Source organism: Gordonia jinghuaiqii, from assembly GCF_014041935.1.
Lineage (GTDB): Bacteria > Actinomycetota > Actinomycetes > Mycobacteriales > Mycobacteriaceae > Gordonia > Gordonia jinghuaiqii.
In genome coordinates this window covers 154,739-172,934 of sequence record NZ_CP059491.1, presented here as the reverse complement: position 1 = coordinate 172,934, position 18,196 = coordinate 154,739, and the positions used below count along the sequence as shown (strand labels likewise).

The following is an 18,196-nucleotide window of genomic DNA, read 5'->3' as shown; positions in this document are numbered from 1 at the left end:
AGGACTACTTCACACATGGACGTTTCAGGCGCATCCGTTCTGGTCACCGGCGGGGCATCCGGCCTCGGAGCGGCCACCGCCCGCCGCTTCGCCGCGGCCGGCGCACAGGTCTTCGGTCTCGACCTCCAGGCCTCGATCGACAAGGCCGCTCCGGTCGAGGGCGTCACCCTCATCGCCGCAGACGTCACCGACGAGGCGCAGGTCCAGGCCGCCATCGATACGATCGCCGAATCCGGCGCGCCTCTGCGAGTGGCAGTCAACTGCGCCGGCGTCGGGTGGGCCGCACGCATCCTCGGCAGGAACGGGCCCCACGAGCTCGACCTGTTCCGCAAGGTCATCGACATCAACCTGGTCGGCACCTTCAACGTCATGCGGCTGGCCGCCAACCGCATGCAGGAGGAGTCGACGATCGACGGAGACGGCCAGCGCGGCGTCATCATCAACACCGCGTCGGTCGCAGCCTTCGAGGGCCAGATCGGGCAGATCGCATACGCGGCGTCGAAGGGTGGTGTGCATGCGATGACCATCTCCGCGGCACGCGACCTCGCCCGTATCGGCGTTCGTGTCTGCACCATCGCGCCCGGCACCATCAGCACCCCGATGCTGGCCGGCGTCACCCCGGAATTCCAGCAGACCCTGGCCGAGGCCATCCCGTTCCCGCAGCGCCTCGGCGAGCCCGACGAGTACGCCCAGCTCGCGGAGTTCATCGTCGAGCACAACTACCTCAACGGCGAGACCATCCGCATGGACGGCGCGATCCGGATGTCACCGCGCTGATCGGCGTCCGCACCCTCGTGGCTCACTGATCGGCTCGGTGTTCGGACAAGCACCGGACACGCATTCATCAGCGGCGCGGCATCCGCTTCCAGATCTCCGCCTTCGGCGGGGGCGCTTCCAGATCTCCGCCTTCGGCGGGGGCGCTTCCAGATCTTCGCCTTCGGCGGGGGCGAGGTGGCGGACCGCGCCGCTGTTGCTGTTGCTGTTCACCGGCGTACGGGCCCAACGAAGCACTACGCGCCGCAGTGACCATCGTCCGCAGTGATCATCGTCGCGCAGTGATGATCGCCGTGGCGACTGCGTCCGTGGCCGACACCCCTCGGCCCGGAAGACGCCTGCTCGACGCCCGACGAGATCTGTACTCAGTCCTCGCCGGTGTCTCCGACCACGCGCAGTCGCGAGTCGGCGGACGGCTTGCTCTCACCGAGACCGGCCGCGATGACGTCCGGCGGATCCTTCGGCAGGCCCTGCTGCTCGCGCAGCACCTTGATCAACTCGTTGACCACCGTGACCGAATCGCTCGAGAGACCGGCCAGGCGGAATGCCGCCAGCTGGACGTTGGTATCTGCCTGCAGCCGCATCAGATCGATCTCGTCGCGGGTGCGCTGGGCAGCCCGGTCCTCGAGAAAGTAGTGCACGTCGACCCCGAAAGCGGCCGCTATGCCCTCCACGGTGCGGAACGACGGGGACTTGGCCTTCCCCGACCGCAACTGGCTCAGGTACGACTCACCCAGCCGGAACCCCCGTTCCGTCGATCGCGCCGCGATCGCCTTGGCGCTGTACGCCCTTCCGTTCGGACCTGGAACGGTCCGGAACAGTTCCTCGAGTCGCCGGGCAAACAGCCCCGGATCGAGTGCATCGGCTTCCGTCGTTCTCGAACGATCGGAGTCGGTGCGTCCGGTCTCCCCCATCAGCTTCTCCGCCCCTCCTGAAGTCATGACCCATTCTCCACAACGCAAAATTTGAATTGCAAACATTAAATCCCGCAGTACACGGCCATGGCAATGCCCGTTACGGTCAGAACGTACCGGACTGCCGCCTGCGCCGCGTATCACCTGTGCCGATGATGTAACGATCGTTAGTGTGGCGTTCTTCACACTCTGGGGCGTTTCACGTTTACCGAGGCCCGTCGGCCGGTGGACCCTCGGCGTCGGGGTTCGCGCGCGCGGGCCGGTGTCGCGAGTCCGCGCCATGAGCCGTTCTCCGACCGTACGCCTCGAGAGCCATGACCCACCGAGCGCCGACAGTACGGTCCGCTCACTCCGCGAGCAGATCCCTCTCATGTGGTATCTGCGTGGCGGCGCCGTCAGAAATCCACTCCCGCAACACTTTTGTCGCCCGGACGTCGTCCTCGTTGTACTCGAGCAGGCGACGGCGCTGCCCCTCGTCGGGTCTTCCCCCGCCGAGGGCCACGGCATCGCGGTACCACTCCATCGACGCCTCGCCGCTCGCGTCGTCGTCGCGCCAGTTGAATCCCGCGACCGGCGCCACCCGCTTGAGCCCCTTGCCCCGGGGGCAGATGAAGTTCTCCCCGACCGCCTCGTAGATGTCGACCCACTCCGGCGACGCGATGAAGGCCTCGACCTCGGCGCGCGACGGAATACCCGGTTCGCCGGCGAACCGGTCGGCCGAACCGAGCAACCACCGGTTCTCTGCCTGCTGGGAATAGCAGTAGGCCGCGAAGGTCTTCCCCGCTTCGCGCGCCGCGGCTCGTTCGGCGTTCAACCACGTCCAGAACTCGGCGAACGAGCGTGCCTCATCCCGGGTGGGCAGCGGATCCCACGTGACGAACGGCCGGTACTCGACCGGGGCGGACGGGTCGGTGGTGTCGGTGCGCAACGTGCCCCACAGGTAGGCCCCGTGCTCGCCGTAGCTCTCCATGTCGACGTCGACCTCGATGTCGGCACGGCGGACCCGCGGGGTGTCGAGACGCCGAACCAGTTCGGTCCCGGTGAGCCAGGCGATCGCGCCGATCACGGCGTCGCCGAAGCGCACCCCGCCCGGCCAGCCCTCGGGTGGTGCGCCGCGCTGCTCGGCGAGCTGATCGATCGTCGTGATCCCGGCGTCGATCAGCGCCGCGCCCTGGTTGCCGGTCGCCACCAGACTCACGTCGCGCCGGGCTTCGAGTTCCGGCCCGCACTTGACCCACCACGGACACGACCGGCATTCGGCGATGCGTCGCGGCTCGGTCGGCACTTTCTGCTCGGCGATCGCGATCCGACGGTCGAGGACCTGCGAGTAGTCGTCGAGCATCGCGCCGGTGTCGTGCACGACGATGCAATCGGCGTCGACGCCGATCACCCCGCCGCGCAGATCCGCGACGTCCGAGGACGACGCCCGGCCGATCTCGACGAGCATCGCCGTGAGATGGGCCAGTCGCAGATTGTCGCGGCGGTTCGGACGGCCGGTGCGATAAGGGTCCGGTGTCGGGGCCCACGCCCAGAAGGGGCTGGTCACGAGTGAGGGTGGGCGCCCATCGGCCTCGAGGCCCGTCTTGACCGGCTGACTCACCCGATGGTTGACGACGATGACCGGCACATACCCCTCGCCGACCCGCACGAGCAGCTCGGCGTGGCCTCGTCGGCCGTGTTCGACGTCGGTGGGCAGCGCGGCATTCCAGATCCACCTGGCACCGGCGTCGCACGCTCGCAGCGTCGCCGCCACGCGCTCGGATGCGCTCGCGTCCGGATCGACGATGACGAATTCGCCCGGCTGATCGCTGTGCACTCCGCGGAGGAGCTCGCGAACCGCCGCGCGATGGTCGGCGGCGGCCTCTTTGCGACGCTGCACACCGGGTGGGTCCGGTTCGTCGCCGGGCCTCCGGTCATGTGCGAAATCCAGCGCTACGCGATGCTCGCAACCAGCGAGATCGCGCGGCGACAACACCACAGGGGCCACGCCATCCCTTTCTCGGCTCGAGCGGTCGGACACGTGGTGGGATACAACCACATGTCATGCTTGTACTTGTTATCACGCACGCCAGGCGCCGGGAGCGAAGCCGGCGGGCAGGAGACGTGCAGCGGTCTTCTCGGCAGCAGCGAAAGGTCATTCGATGGGATTGTTCTCCTCCAACGCCAGAACTCGCGCTCAACGCAGGGCAGAGGCCAAGGCTCTGAAGACGAAAGCCAAGCTGGAGGCCAAGTTCGACGCCAAGCACCGGCGTAAGGAGGAGAAGGCTCGTCGTAAGACCGAGCACAAGTACTTCCAGCGGGAACTGAAGGCCGAGCGAAAGACCGCCAAGCAGCTTGCCAAGTCGCAGGAGAAGGTGACCAAGGCCGACACCAAGAAGGCAGCCGCGGCGGCCAAGGCCGCTGCCGACGCCAAGGCCTTCAGCCCTGCCAGCGTCAAGCGGTACCTCACGGTCGCGCGGCTGGTGGCCCCGATCCTCGCCCCCATCGCCTATCGCGCCGCGGTGGCGGGACGAGCACAGCTCACCGCATTGCAGGCCAATCGGGCGGGCGTGTCACCGGAGGTGTTGCGGCAGTTCAGCGGTCACGGTGCTGCGCTCTCGGCCCGCATCGCCACCACACGCACCGCGCTGGACAAGGTGATCGCGCAGGACACCAGCGCCGACGCCAAGGACTTCGTCGATGCGATGACCAAGCGCCTGGACAACCTGGCGATAGCCGTCGATGCGGCCGAGACGATGTCGGCGGCGCAGCGCCGAACCGCTCACCAGTCGATCGACGATGAGCTGGTCGCCATCGACGCCGACATCCTCGCGCGGCTCGGCGTGCGTTCCTGACCCGAACTTTCCAACCCGCCCACAGACGCACCGCTCTTCGACTCACTCGGCCCGCAGTTCGGGTGGGTGGAACGATCGGTGGTGCGTTTGGAGTCGCTCGGGCGCATTAGGATGGGTCCGACGCATCGCGCGGGGGCCCATTCTCGCGGCGTCGAAGCGAAGCGGGTCGGGCGTCGGGTGAACACCCCGGCCGACCGTTCGCTCCAGCACGCGCAGGAACTCACGTAAGGGAGCGCCCGTATGACCGAACAGGATCCGAACGTGACGCCGTCGGCCGACGACGCGGACCACGATGAGCCCGCGCTGTTCCCGATCACACCCGCGGACGATCCCGCACCCGACGACCGGACACCAGCCGGGGACACTGCGCCCGCAGGCAAGGCAGCGCCAGGCAAGGCAGCGCCAGGCAAAGCGGCGCCAGGCAAGGCGGCCGCCGCCGATGCACCGGCAAGGAAGACACCGGCGAAGAAGAGCCCGGCAACGAAGAGCCCTGCAACGAAGGCCCCGACCGCCGCGAGCGAGCCGGCCGAGCACTCCCCGGTCAAGCACTCCCCGACCGAGGACTCCCCGACGCAGACCGGTGGCGACCAGCCGGCCGAGAAAGCTCAGGGAAAGCCCGCCCAGCCGAAGCCCGCACCCTCGGGGAAGTCTCCGGCAAAGAAGGCTCCGGCCAAGAAGGCGGCGAGCAACGCTCCCGCCAAGAAATCGGCGGCCAACACGGCTCCGGCGAAGAAGGCCCCACCCAAGTCCGCCCCGCCTGCACCGGCACCCGCGTCGCCTGCCGCACCTGCAGCCGAAACCTCTTCTCCCACAGCCACGCCCGCGGCTGCACCCGAGCCCGCTGCACCCGAGCCCGCGGCGGCCGAAGCCGCCGCGTCGTCTCGGCCTGCACCCAAGGCAGATCCCGGTGCCGCCCCGGCGCGTCCGCCGGTCGATGTGGTCGCCGAATCCGACGCTGCCCGAGCAACTTTCGCGCAACTACGCTCCGGCGGCCCCACCGAACCCCCGACCACCAACCTCACGCCGGCATACGCGGGGCTCGCAGCCCTGGTCGCGCTGGTGGTCTTCGTCGTCCTGCGTCGAATCCTGCGCTGAAACGAGCCCGCTACCGCGCTACCGCGGGGGCGGTGAGACCTCGACGCCGCCCGACTCATGCTCGGGGCCGGCGTTGGGGTGGTCGGCGGGCAGTCGGCCGCGGAAGCGAGCGGCCTCACTGACGCGGGGCTCGCCGCTGCTGGAGTGCGGCGGGCGACGGTACGGGCCCGGCTTCGGGCGGGCCTTGCCGCCCGGGAATGCCAGGCGCGCGATGGTGCGGTGCACCTGTCCCCACTGCTGGCCGAACGGTCCGGTGTTGTACGGCAGGTCGTAGCGCTCGCAGATGTCCTTCACCTTCGGGGCCACCTCCGAGTAGCGGGTACTCGGCATGTCGGGAAAGAGGTGGTGCTCGACCTGATAGCCGAGGTTGCCGCTGATGATGTGGAACAGCGGACTGCCCTCGATGTTGGCCGCGCCCACGAGCTGGCGGACGTACCAGCCGCCCCGCGACTCGTCTTCGACCTCTTCCTGACTGAACGTGTACGTCTGGTCGGGAAAGTGACCGCAGAAGATGATGGCGTGCGACCACACGTTCCGGATGATGTTCGCGGTGAAGTTCGCGGTCAGCGTGCGCAAGAACGTGCTCTCGGCACCGGGCAACACCCGGTCGGCGACGTCGGCCACGGTGTCGAATCGCCTGCGGTCGACGCGGCGCAGAGCCGAACCGATCCGCGACGTCGACGGCTGACGGATACTGCCGCCGGTCAAGGCCTGGGTCAGCAGGAACGCGCCCGCGCTGATCGCCGGCCAGCCGATGTAGTCCTTGACGACCTGACGTCGCATCTTCACCGCGATGCCCTTGAGGTCCTTGATCACCTCGGCGGGGGGTTTCTCACCACGTCGGATGGCCTCGAGATCGAGGTCGTGCAGTGCGACTCCCCACTCGAAGAACGCGGTCAGCAGCACGTTGTAGAACGGCTGCAGCAGGTAGATCGGATGCCACTTCTGATTCGGGTCGATCCGCATGATCTCGTAACCGAGATCCTTGTCCTTGCCGCGGATGTTGGTGAACGTGTGGTGGATGTAGTTGTGCGAGTGCTTCCACGCCTCCGCGGTGGACGCGGTGTCCCAGTCCCACACCGACGAGTGGATGTACGGGTCGTTCATCCAGTCCCACTGCCCGTGCATGACGTTGTGGCCGATCTCCATGTTCTCCAGGATCTTGGCCATGCCGAGGCAGGCGGTGCCCGCCACCCATGCACCTCGTGAACGCGAGTTCAGCAACACGATCCGTCCGATCGTGGCGAGCTGGCGCTGGGAGGCGATGACGGTCTTGATGTAGCGGCGGTCGCTGTCACCGAGGTTTCCGTAGACCTCGTCGTGAATGGCGTCGAACTCCTCGGCCAGGCGATCGATCGTCTCCTGATCGAGGTGGGCCAACGGGCTGGTGACGCGCCGGCCGGAATCTGTGGCTGTCATGTGTAGTCCTTTCCGGTCAGAGGTCGACTTCGACGTCGCCCTCGGCAGTATTGACGCAGATGCGTATGCTCTGGCCTTCGGGCGAGCTCACCTCGCCGGTTCGCAGATCGCGGATGTTCCCCTGCTTGAGCACCCCGGTGCAGGTGTGGCAGATGCCGATCCGGCATCCGAATTTGAGATCCAGACCGTTCTCCTCCCCCGCGACAAGGATCGGGGCACCGGGTTCGCAGGTGGCCTCGGTCTTGCTGCGCAGGAAGCGGACGGTACCGCCCTCGCCGTCCCCGGGGTTCCCACCGATGATCGGCTGGAAACGCTCCAGATGGATGCGGTCCCCGGCACCCTCGGATTCCCAGTGTTCGACCAGACTGTCGAGCATCTCGCGCGGGCCGGAACACATGGTCTCGCGCTCGCGCCAGTCCGGACAGAGTTCGTCGAGGTCGGTCGCCTTGATCCGCCCGTCGCGCTCGGTGATACGCAGGATGAGGTCGAACCCGTCCTGCCGGTCGTCCATCGACTCGAGGTCGGCCCGGAACATCACCTGCTCGACGCTGTGCGCGGAGTGGATCGCCACGACATCGTCGAGCCGATCGCGGTGATCGAGGTCGCGCAGCATGCTCATGATCGGAGTGATTCCGCTGCCCGCGCTGATGAAGAGCATCTTCGACGGCAGCGGATCGGGCAGGGTGAACACCCCTTCGATCTCGCCGAGCCGCACGATCTCGCCCGGGCGGATCCCGTCGACGAGGTAGGGCGAGACCGTCCCCTCCTCGACCAGCTTCGGCGTCACACTGATCAGCCCGTCACGCGGCTGCGGATCCGACGTCAGGGAGTAAGCGCGCCAATGGAATACGCCGTTGACCACCACACCGAGACGGACATACTGTCCTGGTAGGTGGCCGGGCCACTCATAGCCCGGCTTGATCCACACCGTGGCCGCGTCCGCACCTTCGGGGCGTACCTCTTCCACCCGTCCGCGCAGTTCCCTGGTGGTCCAGAGCGGATTGATCAGCTCGATGTAGTCGTCGGGGTGCAGTGGATTGAACAGATGCCGGATGGCGCCGAGAAAGCCTCGCCGCAGTGGGGACACCTTGGGTGTTGCGCCGCGCTCAGCCATGTGAGCATTCCGGCCGGAAATCGATATGTCTCACGAGACCTCGTCTGGGTGGTCGTCGATTGTCTCTCGTCCCTACGCGCTGCTGCATAGTCGAGCCCCGAGTTATGCACCCGACCATACGACGACTGGTCGGCTCATGCCGACCAGTCGCCCATATCGGTGTGCTCGGGCCGTCATCCACTCCGGCAGAACGACCCGCACGCGCACGTCGTGGTCGGCCGCCGTCGGCGACGGCGGCCTGATCTGCGGTGTCGTCGATCAGCATGGGAGAGGTCATACCCACATCGCGCTCTGATCACACCCGTACTCTGATCGCGCGCCTCACGAGCTGCCCCTCGTCGGCACAGACCGAGTCACGCGCTTTGACCGGCCCTCACCCGTCGGCGCGTGTGACCCGGTCCAGGATCGCTGCCGCCACGTCGTCGGGGCGGGACTCCGGGAGCCAGTGGTCGGCGCCGGGCAGCACGATGAAGTCGAACGGCGCCTCGACCCAGGCGGAGCACAGCCTGGCGGAGACCTTGCCGATGGCGATGTCGGCGTCTCCCCAGACGTAGGTGGTGGGGACGCGTACCCGCTTGGGTGCGGAACCGGGGTCGCGCGCGAACATCGCGCGGTACCAGCCGAGGGCGCCGGGCAGTGCGCCGTACTCGCCGATCTCGGCCGCCACGCGGGAGGCGAACGGTTCCGGAAGTCCCATCCGTGCACCGAAATCCGGCTGGGTGCGCAACGCCCAGCCGAGCAGCTTCTCGGGCAGCACCGGGATCTGGAATGCCGCCATGTACCAGGACCGGAGAATCTGGCCGCGCGGCATCGCCTGCACGAACGCCCCCGGGTGCGGAACGGACAGAGCCGTCAGCGTTCTCACCCGATCGTGATGGTGGCCGGCGAGGGTCCACGCGACCGCCGCACCCCAGTCGTGACCGGCGATGTGCGCCTCGGAGATCCCCGCCTCGTCGAGCAGCGCGAGCACGTCGGCAGCGAGTTCGGACTGGGCGTAGTCGCGTCGCCGTCTCGGGCGCGCCCCCGGCGAGTACCCGCGCTGGTCGGGTGCGAGAGTCCGAAAGCCTTTGTCGTGCAGCAACGGGGCCACGCGTTCCCACGAGGATGCGCGCTGCGGGAAGCCGTGCAGCAACACGATGGGTTCGCCGTCGATCGGGCCGGAGTCGACGACGTCGAACGTGAGCGGTCCGCGTCGAAACGCGGTGATGCGATTCGCCATACACCGATCCTTTGTGTTCGTGGAGTCAGACCATCGCGAGTACCCGGGCGGGTCCGCCCGAACCACCGGCGAACCGCGGCGCACCGACCATCACCGTCGCGCCCCGTGGCGGGACAGAATCCAGAGCAGCCATCGCCTCGACGACATACCGCCCGGCGCCCAGAATGGCGGTGTGCGCGGCGGCCTCGCCTCGGATGTCGACGCTGAGGGTGTCCGTGCCGATCGCCACGACACCCCGCTCGGTCACGAGCAGGTTCACGGCGTCGGCGGAGAAGCCGGCGGCGTCGGCGCCGCCGGTTCGCGGTTGCCAGCCGGTGTGCAGGGCCACCAGCGCCCCCTGCGGAATCCGGCCGTTCCGCGACTCCCATCCGTCGATGTCCCTGTCGGTCAACCGGGTACGCGGGTCCTGCCCCGCTCGGGCCCCGATGCTGATCACCACCAGCGGTGCGACGAGGTGGGCGGGATCGATCCGGTCGACGGTGATACCCCGGCCGATCTTGTGGGCAGGTGCGTCGACGTGCGTGCCGGTGTGTTCGGCGAAGGAGACCCAGTTGGTCGCGAAGCCCGAATCGCGGTCACCCACACGCGATGTCGGCACACTGACCATCGGCGGGTTGCCGGGCCACACCGGGAAGGACGGGGAGAGCGGGTGGGTCAGGTCGACGATCCGCGTCGTGCCGCGGCCGCGGGGCTCTGCATGGAACGGCGCCGTCCACCCGACTCCGGCCGCCCCGACTCCGGCCACGGCCGACGCGGACACCCCGGTGGCCACGCCTGCTGCCACCCGCAGTGCGGTACGCCGCGACATCCGACGGGATTCCTCGTGCGCGTGCAGCACGATCGCGTCGTCGCACATGGCTCAGCCGCGCCAGCGCACACGCAGGATTCGATCGGACCCGTCGCCGTCGCTGGTGGTCAGCACGAGCGAACCGTCGGGGGCCACCGCCACACCGCGCAACCTTCCGTGCGCGTCCTTGAGCGCCTCGGTCGAGGACACCACCCGGCGTCCGTCGCCCGACAGCGTCATGAACACCAGCCGCTTGCCCTTGAGGGTCGTGAGGACGAGCCCACCGCTGTGAGGTCCCCAACCGGATTCCGGCAGGAAGGCGATGCCCGGCGGCGCTATCGTCGGGGCGCCAGAGCTCCACACCGACCCGATCGCGCCGGGAACGCGCACCGGGTCGGTCATGGGAACCGACTCGTCGTAGATGAAGGGCAGTCGGTCCGGCTTGTAGCCGTAGTTGCCGCCGGAAACGATGAGATTGAGCTCGTCGTCGCGCGAGGTGCCCTGCTCGATCGCGTAAACCCGGCCGGTTCCCGGCGCCACGGCGACGCCCTGCACATTACGGTGGCCGAGACTGTATATCGGGCTGCGCGGATTCGGGTTCCCGGCCGCCGGGGTGCCGTCGAGCTTGATGTGCAACACCTTGCCGCCCAGGGAATCCCGACTCTGCGGTATCCGCGGGGTCGCGCTGTCACCGGTGCCGATCCAGAGCGAGTCGCCGGTGGCGGCGAGTCCGCAGCCGGCGTGGCGACCCGAGGAGTTGATCGGGATCCCGCTGAGCACAGTGCGCTCACGGGCCATCCGGGTCCAGTCCGTGCCGACCCGCCAGGCCACGACCTTGATCGTCTGGCCTGTCTGCGGGAACTCGATCGGCAGATCAGACAGCGACCCGGGGGCGTTGGGCGCACCGGGCACCGTGGTCTCGGCCTGACACGAGTAGACGCGGCGCGTCTGTTCGAACCGCGGATCGATGGCCAGGCCCATCAGGCCCGACTCGTTCTCCGCGAAGATCCGGGACAGGTCGGCGCGAACGTCGATGCGCTTGCCGCCGGGGCGTACGGCGACGAACCTGCCCGAGCGCTCACCGGTGAGCACCGTGCCATCCGGTGCCACCACGACGCCCCAGGGGATCGACAGGCCGCTGGCCAGCGTCGTGACCTGCAGCGGAGGTGCCGCATTCGCGACCGGCCCGGACGTGAGACCTCCGGCGAGGACCGCCGTCAGAGCTGTGGCCATCGTGAGCAGGCGAGATCTCCGCGATCCGCGGAAGTGCCGGTGGGCGGCGGGGACTGTGCGTGCGCGGCGGCTCCGATTCACGGTGCCACCCTAACCACCACCACCTCACCGGGGCAGGACAACCGCGGATCGGGCGGGGTCTCGGTCGACCCGCAACCCGCGAGGATCAGCGGCCGGGTAGGTACTTCAGTGCACGGACCGCGGCCGGGGTGATCGCGCGGTAGATGCTCGTGGGCACCACCGGCATCCGGTCGATGCCGATGAATCGCTGCTCGGCGATGGTCTGCGACTCGGTGTACTTCAACAGGCCTTCGTCGCCGTGGCGTCGGCCCACACCCGAGATGCCCATGCCGCCCATCGGCGCCGCGGTGGACGCCCACGCCGCGGCGTAGCCCTCGTTGATGTTCACCGTGCCCGCACGCAAACGTTCCGCCACAGCCTGCGCCTCGGCACTGCTGCCCGCGAAAACGCTTGCGTTGAGCCCGTATTCGGTGTCGTTGGCCAGCTTGATCGCCTCGTCGGTGGAGTCCACCGGGTAGATCGAGACCACCGGTCCGAAGGTCTCGTTGCCGAAGCACACCATGTCGTCGGTGACATCGGTGAGGACCGTCGGCTCGAAGAAGAACGGGCCCAGGTCGGCTCGGCGCTTGCCGCCGGCGAGAACCTTGGCGCCCTTGGCGACTGCGTCCTCGACGTGGGCCTCGGCGGTGTCGATCTGCGCGGCCGAGGCCAGCGAGCCCATGTCGGCGGTGAAGTCGTAGGCGGCCGAGAGCTTCATCTGCGAGACGAATGCGGCGAACCGGTCGGCGAACTCGCCCGCGATCTTCTTGTCGACGTAGATGCGCTCGATGGAGATGCACAACTGCCCGGAGTTGGAGAACGCGGCGCGTGCCGCACCCCGCACGGCGTTGGCGATGTCGGCGCCGGCGGTGACCACCATGGGGTTCTTTCCGCCCAGCTCGGCCGAGAACCCGATGAGTCGACGGCCTGCCTGCTCGGCGAGGGTGGCGCCGGTGGCCGACGACCCGGTGAACATCACATAGTCGGTGGTGGCCATGATCGCCTGCCCGACAACGCTTCCGGGACCCGGCACCACTGCATACAGTTCGCGCGGGAGACCCGCCTCGTACAGCAGTTCGGCCAATGCGAGTGCGCAGTAAGGCGTTTGGCTGTCGGGCTTGACCACCACCGCGTTGCCTGCGACCAAAGCCGCGACGGCGTCCGACACCGCGAGAGTCAGCGGGTAGTTCCATGGGCTGATGACACCGACGACACCCTTGGGCAGGTGCCGCACACGAACATTGGTCGCGCCGGGCAGCATCCCCTTGACCTTGCGGTCGGCGAGCAGACGCGGACCGTTCGTGGCGTAGTGCCGCGCGGTCAGCGCGACATCGATGACCTCTTCCTGCGCGTAGATCCGTGCCTTGCCGGTCTCGGCCTGAGCGATGTCCATCAACGACGCGGCGTTGCGGTGAACGAGATCGGAGAAGGTGTCGATGATCGCGGCACGCTCGGCCGGGGTCCGCTGGGCCCAGCCCTCCTGCGCCTGACGCGCCCGGGCAACCGCGGTCTCGAGGTCGGCGGCAGTCGCCACGGGGATGGTCGCCATCTCCGTGCCGCTGAACGCCTCCAGCACCGGGCGGGTGGGACGACTCGCGGCGTCGTCGATCGCGACGAGATCCCCGAGGCGGGTGAAGTAGTCGACAGTGGGCTTCGGCATGACGGAGGCTCCTCGGCGCGGTTCGGTCGGGCGGATCAGTGACTGGAGCTGGTGGGTCTACGGGCTGTCTGGGCTGACGAGCACGATCCCGTCGTCGTCGGAGTACACGATGTCTCCGGGAGCGAAGGTCACCCCGCCGAACGTGAGCGGGACGTCGCGTTCGCCGGCACCGGTCTTGGTGGACTTCCGCGGATTGGTGCCCAGCGCCTTGACGCCGATCTCCATCCCGCCGATGGTCTTGGCATCACGGATCGCGCCGTGGGCGATGATCCCCACCCAGCCGTTCGACCGGCCGAGTTCGGCGATGATGTCGCCGACCAGCGCGGTGTGTACCGAGGCGTCGCCGTCGACGACCAGCACACCGCCGGGGTTGGACTCGCCGAGGACTGATTTGAGCAGGGCGTTGTCCTGGAAACACTTGACGGTCGAGACGCGGCCGACGAACTCCCGGATGCCGCCGAACTGCGTGAACTGGGTGTCGCAACTACGGACATCAGCGCCGATCTCGTCGACGAGGTCGGCTGTCGGGGTGAAGGTCGGCTCGCTCATGCCGACCAGTTTAGGTGTAACCGCAAGTAGCTGGTTACTCGCGGGTAGGGAGAGAGCGATCCGACTCTCTCATGCCCTCGATGATCTCGGCCACGTCATCCGGCCGCTCGGAGACGAGGAAGTGCTTCGTGCGCGGCAGTACGGCGATCTCGTCGGCGCTCAGCACTTCCGCGTACCGCTGCTGCTTCCACTCCCAGAACTCCCGGTAGCCCGGCAATCGTGACGACGCGACCACCACGATGACCGGCACGTCGGGCATCGGCCTTGTCCGACGCAGTCCGCGCAGCGTGTTGTTCATGGCACCGAATGCGGCATTCTCGACAAGCAGGGCGAGAAGGAACGGCGGTTGACCGAAGATCCTCGCACCCCAGCGTCGTTGCTGGTCGCCACGCCCTTCCGGCGGAGCGGGCACCACTCGCGTCCACACCTGCAGACTCGGCCAGCGCCGGATGCCGACACGAGAAGTCACCGCCCGCGCGGCACCCACGAACCGGTGGGCGTTGCCGGTCCGGAACGACAGCGGAACCATCCGCCACGGGACCAGCACGAACGACCCGTCGAGAAGCACCACGCCGGCAGTCCGCTCGGGATGCCGACGGGCGAACGCCTCGACATACAACGAGGCCAGCGAATGTCCCACGACGACAACGGGTTCGTCGACACCACGGGCATCGAGCACCGCCGCCATCCGCTCGACCTCGCCGAGCAACGACGGATGATGATGCCGCCCCACGGGACTGGACAGCCCGTAACCCGGCCGGTCATATCGGATCACCCGCCACGACGACGCGAGCCGCGCGACCAGCGGGTCGAGGTCGAACCAGTTGCTACCCAACGCCGCCATCAACAGCAGCGGCGGCCCCGACCCCTCGTCCAGCACGTGCAGGCGATGCTCGCCGACGGTGACGAACTCACCCGGAGCTCCGCCTGCGTCGCCGGGCGTCATCTCGTGCACCCGACCAGTGTGCCCGAAGCGAGGGTTTCGACAAGCTCAACCGGCAGAGGGACACGCTCCAACCGGCAGACGGACACCCTCAACCGGCAGCGCGTCAGGCGTCCTGCGGTTTGGCGAGCGGGAAGGCCAACGACTCGCGGATCGACTGCCCGGTGATGAGCATGACCACCCGGTCGACACCCACACCGAGACCGCCGGTGGGCGGCATCGCGTACTCGAGTGCCTGCAGGAAGTCCTCGTCGAGCTCCATGGCCTCGGGGTCGCCGTCGGCGGCCAGGATCGACTGCTCGGTGAGCCGCTTACGTTGCTCGACCGGATCGGTCAGCTCCGTGTACGCGGTCCCCAGCTCGACGCCCCAGGCGACCAGATCCCACCGCTCGGCGACTCCGGGCTTGCTGCGGTGCGCCCGGGTGAGCGGCGACGTCGACGTCGGGAAGTCGATGTAGAACGTGGGAAACGTGGTGCGATCCTCACCGAGGTGTTCGTACAGCTCGAGCACGATCTGGCCGGCATCCCAGTCGGGCCGGTGGTTGATCTCGAGCCGGTCGCAGATCGCGCGCAGTGTCTCGACGGAGGTCTCGGGCGTGATCTCCTCTCCCGCACCTTCGGACACCACCTGGTGCACGGTCTTGACCGGCCACTCCCCCGAGATGTCCACGCGCTCTTCGTTTCCGTCGGCGTCGGTGCGCACGATCACCGGCGCACCATAGGCCGCGGTCGCGGCATGCTGGATCATCTCCCGGGTGAGGTCCAGCATCTTCAGGTAATCACTGTGTGCCTCATAGGCTTCCAGGCTCGTGAACTCGGGGTTGTGACTGAAGTCGACGCCTTCGTTGCGGAAGTTGCGCCCGATCTCGAACACCTTCTCCACCCCGCCGACGCACAGCCGTTTGAGGTAGAGCTCGGGTGCGATGCGCAGATACAGGTCGAGGTTGTAGGCGTTGATGTGGGTCTGGAACGGCGTCGCATTGGCGCCGCCGTGGATCTGCTGCAGGATCGGTGTCTCGACCTCGAGGAATCCACGCGCGGCCAGGAAGTCGCGCAACGACTTCACCACGAGACTGCGGATCGCGAGGTTCTTGCGGCTCTGCTCGTTGATCGCGAGATCGACGTAGCGCTGACGCACCCGCGCCTCGGGGTCGGTGAGTCCGGCCCACTTGTCGGGCAGCGGACGCAGGCACTTGCCGTTGATCCGCCAGGCATCGATGAGGATGGAGAGCTCACCGGTGCGGCTCGTCCCCACCACGCCGCGCGCCTGGATCAGGTCACCGAGGTCGACGTCGGTACCGAAGTCAGGCGTACCCGGGATGACCCGGGACTCCTCGACGAGCACCTGCACCTCGCCCGACCAGTCGTGGACGTCGGCGAAGACCACCTTGCCGAAGTCACGCATACGCGTCACTCGTCCGGCGACGGTGACCACGGTCCCCTCGGGGGCGGCCTTGGCCTGCGCGACCGTGTGCGTCGGCTGGTCGGCGGGCGGGTACGGATCAAAGCCGCGCTCGACGAGCCTGTCCATCTTGGCGAGTCGCACACGCACCTGTTCGGGGCGGTGGATGACGGCCCCCTCGGGGTTGGCCGCCTCCGCTTCGAGTTCGGCGATCAGCGCTGGGGCGTCGACGCCGGGTGGGATCGACGGCTGGCCCTGCGCGTAGTGCTTGGCGCGGCCCAGGCGCGGCAGGGTGATGAACCCTTCGGTGACGATCGCCGCGAGTCCCACCCGCGGCAGGATGCGGTTGTCCTCGAAGCACAGGTACCGCGACTGCCAGTCGGGCAGGTACTTGGCGTTGGACTTGTACAGCGACTCCATCTGGAAGAACCGCGAGCCGAACATCAGGACCGAATAGCCCATCCGCATGACCGGGCCGGCGCCGATCTGTGATCCCTGCTCGAAGAACGCGCGGAACGCCGCGAAGTTGAGGGACACCTCGGTGATGCCGAACTGTTCGGAGTTGCGGCACAATTCGGCAACCATCGTCTCGACGACGCCGTTGGGTCCGTGGCGGTCGCGGCGCATCAGGTCGAGCGAGACGCCGCGACGCCCCCACGGCACGAACGACAGCATCCCGACGACGCTCTCCTCGGGAGTCCCCTCACCGATCACCGCCTCCACCAGCAGGCAGTCGCCGTCGGCGGGATCTCCGATGCGAGACAGCGCCATCGCGAAACCGCGTTCCTCGTCGGTGTCGCGCCACTCGTCGGCACGGGCGACGATCCGGTCCATCTCAGACGGGTGGCCCTGCGTCGAGATGTCCCGATGCCTGCGGATTCGCACGGACACCCCGGCACGTTTCGTGCGTGTCACGGCCTGCCGCACGGCCTTCATCGTCGGGCCGCTGAGACTGAACTCGCGCGTGTGCAGGATGGCCTCGTCGCCGATGTTCAGCGACACGAACCCGGCGGCGTCGTAGGCGGCGGCACCGCGGGTGCTCGAGCCCATCGACGCCGGATGCCACCCGTACTCCTCACAGAGCGTGAGGAACTCGGCGATGGCGTCGGGCCACGATTCCGGATCCCCGATCGGGTCACCGCCGGCGAGTCCGACGCCCATCTCCACCCGATAGGTGATGGCTGCCCGTCCGTCGGGCGAGAACACCACCGCCTTGTCGCGCCGGGTCGAGAAGTAGGCAAGCGAATCATCGTCGTTGAATCGGGTGATGAGGGCGCGGATGAGTGCCTCGTCCTCGGCGGTGATCAACCACCGCAGGCGCTGCGACCGGAACAGTACGACCGCAGCCGCGATCAGCGCGAGCGCACCGAACAGCCCCAGGAGTCCGTTGACGAGCACGTGGGTGTGCCTGCCGTCGAAGGACGCATCCTGATCGATCGCCCCGAAGGCGACCACCCGGTTGAAGGCGTAGGGCAGACGATCGCCGCGGGTCAGTGTGTGCGGGAAGGCCCACACCAGCGCCCAGCCCAGCAGGGTCGCGACCGCCAGACCGGCGATCAGCGTCCCGAAAGCGGCCGGGACCGCGCCTCGTCGGACGCGTGTGTAGAACTGGCGGTAGGTGGCCAGCAGGAACACCAGCGCGGCGGCGTCGATGACGAGACCGAGGTAGATGTTGGTGCGGTCCCACGAGGTCACATCGAGGTCGTCCTCGAGCGCGGGGATCAGGTAGAGCACGTTGCCCACCATGAACAGCACCAGGTACACGATGCTGATCCACCAGGCGATGCGTTTACGCGCCGACAGCGCGATCGCGATCAAGGCCAGCACGAACGCCCAGGCGAAGCTCGTGTCGGGCAGCGTGATGACGTAGTCGTCGACGTAACGGCGCGGGTCGTGGATCAGATGCCGGATCGCCGGGAACAGGCTGGACAGCAACGCAATTGCGGCCAGAATCCCCACGACGGTGCCCGCGATGCGGGGCGCGTTGCGGCCGAATCCGCTGGGCCGCCTGATCTTGTCGAGGAGCGCGAGGGATCGACGGTCGGCTGCGGTGGGCGTGCGGTGCGCGATGTCGGCGTGCTCGTCGGCGCCGGCGGGTTCGACGGAATGAGCCGGGTCCGGCGCGATGGGTGTGTCGGTGGCCATGCGTAGAAGGTAGTCGCCGAACGCCGGTCAGCCCTCGCACTCCACGCG

Annotated in this window: 14 protein-coding genes; 3 read left to right on the top strand and 11 right to left on the bottom strand. The window is 68.0% G+C overall.

Annotated elements, in window-relative coordinates; genetic code table 11:
* Positions 1-15 precede the first annotated feature (15 nt).
* Entirely contained in the window at positions 16-777 is a 762-nt protein-coding gene (locus H1R19_RS00685; protein ID WP_188330722.1) for an SDR family NAD(P)-dependent oxidoreductase, read from the top strand.
* Positions 778-1,139: 362 nt separating this feature from the next.
* On the opposite strand, the gene H1R19_RS00680 is transcribed toward H1R19_RS00685, so the two are convergent.
* Positions 1,140-1,715: an XRE family transcriptional regulator gene (locus tag H1R19_RS00680; protein WP_372632159.1), complete on the bottom strand. Its 576-nt coding sequence runs from the start codon at positions 1,713-1,715 to the stop codon at positions 1,140-1,142.
* A 319-nt stretch (positions 1,716-2,034) separates the two neighbouring features.
* The gene (locus tag H1R19_RS00675) at positions 2,035-3,675 is read right to left on the bottom strand and encodes a TM0106 family RecB-like putative nuclease (RefSeq protein ID WP_188330721.1); all 1,641 of its coding nucleotides are present in this window, start codon (positions 3,673-3,675) and stop codon (positions 2,035-2,037) included.
* Positions 3,676-3,829: 154 nt separating this feature from the next.
* Here H1R19_RS00675 and H1R19_RS00670 point away from each other — a divergent pair, with 154 nt between their 5' ends.
* Together H1R19_RS00670 and H1R19_RS00665 are read left to right on the top strand one after the other, a co-directional pair.
* Positions 3,830-4,522, top strand: coding sequence for a DUF6474 family protein (locus tag H1R19_RS00670; RefSeq protein ID WP_188330720.1), 693 nt, complete (start codon positions 3,830-3,832; stop codon positions 4,520-4,522).
* Between the two features lie 240 nt (positions 4,523-4,762).
* The gene (locus H1R19_RS00665; RefSeq protein WP_219850317.1) at positions 4,763-5,617 is read left to right on the top strand and encodes a hypothetical protein; all 855 of its coding nucleotides are present in this window, start codon (positions 4,763-4,765) and stop codon (positions 5,615-5,617) included.
* Positions 5,618-5,635: 18 nt separating this feature from the next.
* Here the strand turns inward: H1R19_RS00665 and H1R19_RS00660 are convergent, their stop codons facing one another.
* The 9 genes from H1R19_RS00660 to lysX form a co-directional block, all read right to left on the bottom strand.
* Positions 5,636-7,036: a fatty acid desaturase family protein gene (locus H1R19_RS00660; RefSeq protein ID WP_219850316.1), complete on the bottom strand. Its 1,401-nt coding sequence runs from the start codon at positions 7,034-7,036 to the stop codon at positions 5,636-5,638.
* A 16-nt stretch (positions 7,037-7,052) separates the two neighbouring features.
* Entirely contained in the window at positions 7,053-8,150 is a 1,098-nt protein-coding gene (locus H1R19_RS00655; protein WP_188330717.1) for a ferredoxin reductase, read from the bottom strand.
* A gap of 373 nt (positions 8,151-8,523) precedes the next feature.
* Complete coding sequence (locus tag H1R19_RS00650) at positions 8,524-9,369, bottom strand: alpha/beta fold hydrolase (protein WP_188330716.1); 846 nt, start codon at positions 9,367-9,369, stop codon at positions 8,524-8,526.
* Between the two features lie 25 nt (positions 9,370-9,394).
* The gene (locus tag H1R19_RS00645; protein WP_188330715.1) at positions 9,395-10,225 is read right to left on the bottom strand and encodes a cyclase family protein; all 831 of its coding nucleotides are present in this window, start codon (positions 10,223-10,225) and stop codon (positions 9,395-9,397) included.
* Between the two features lie 3 nt (positions 10,226-10,228).
* On the bottom strand, positions 10,229-11,389 hold the full coding sequence (locus tag H1R19_RS00640; protein ID WP_219850315.1) for a PQQ-dependent sugar dehydrogenase: 1,161 nt from the start codon (positions 11,387-11,389) through the stop codon (positions 10,229-10,231).
* 166 nt (positions 11,390-11,555) lie between these two features.
* Positions 11,556-13,109 carry a succinic semialdehyde dehydrogenase gene (locus H1R19_RS00635; protein ID WP_188330713.1) on the bottom strand — a complete coding sequence of 518 codons (1,554 nt, stop codon included), beginning with the start codon at positions 13,107-13,109 and terminating at the stop codon, positions 11,556-11,558.
* Between the two features lie 57 nt (positions 13,110-13,166).
* The gene (rraA, locus tag H1R19_RS00630) at positions 13,167-13,658 is read right to left on the bottom strand and encodes a ribonuclease E activity regulator RraA (protein ID WP_219850314.1); all 492 of its coding nucleotides are present in this window, start codon (positions 13,656-13,658) and stop codon (positions 13,167-13,169) included.
* Positions 13,659-13,692: 34 nt separating this feature from the next.
* Entirely contained in the window at positions 13,693-14,604 is a 912-nt protein-coding gene (locus H1R19_RS00625) for an alpha/beta fold hydrolase (protein ID WP_219851485.1), read from the bottom strand.
* Positions 14,605-14,707: 103 nt separating this feature from the next.
* The gene (gene lysX, locus H1R19_RS00620; RefSeq protein WP_219850313.1) at positions 14,708-18,148 is read right to left on the bottom strand and encodes a bifunctional lysylphosphatidylglycerol synthetase/lysine--tRNA ligase LysX; all 3,441 of its coding nucleotides are present in this window, start codon (positions 18,146-18,148) and stop codon (positions 14,708-14,710) included.
* Between the last annotated feature and the right edge of the window lie 48 nt (positions 18,149-18,196).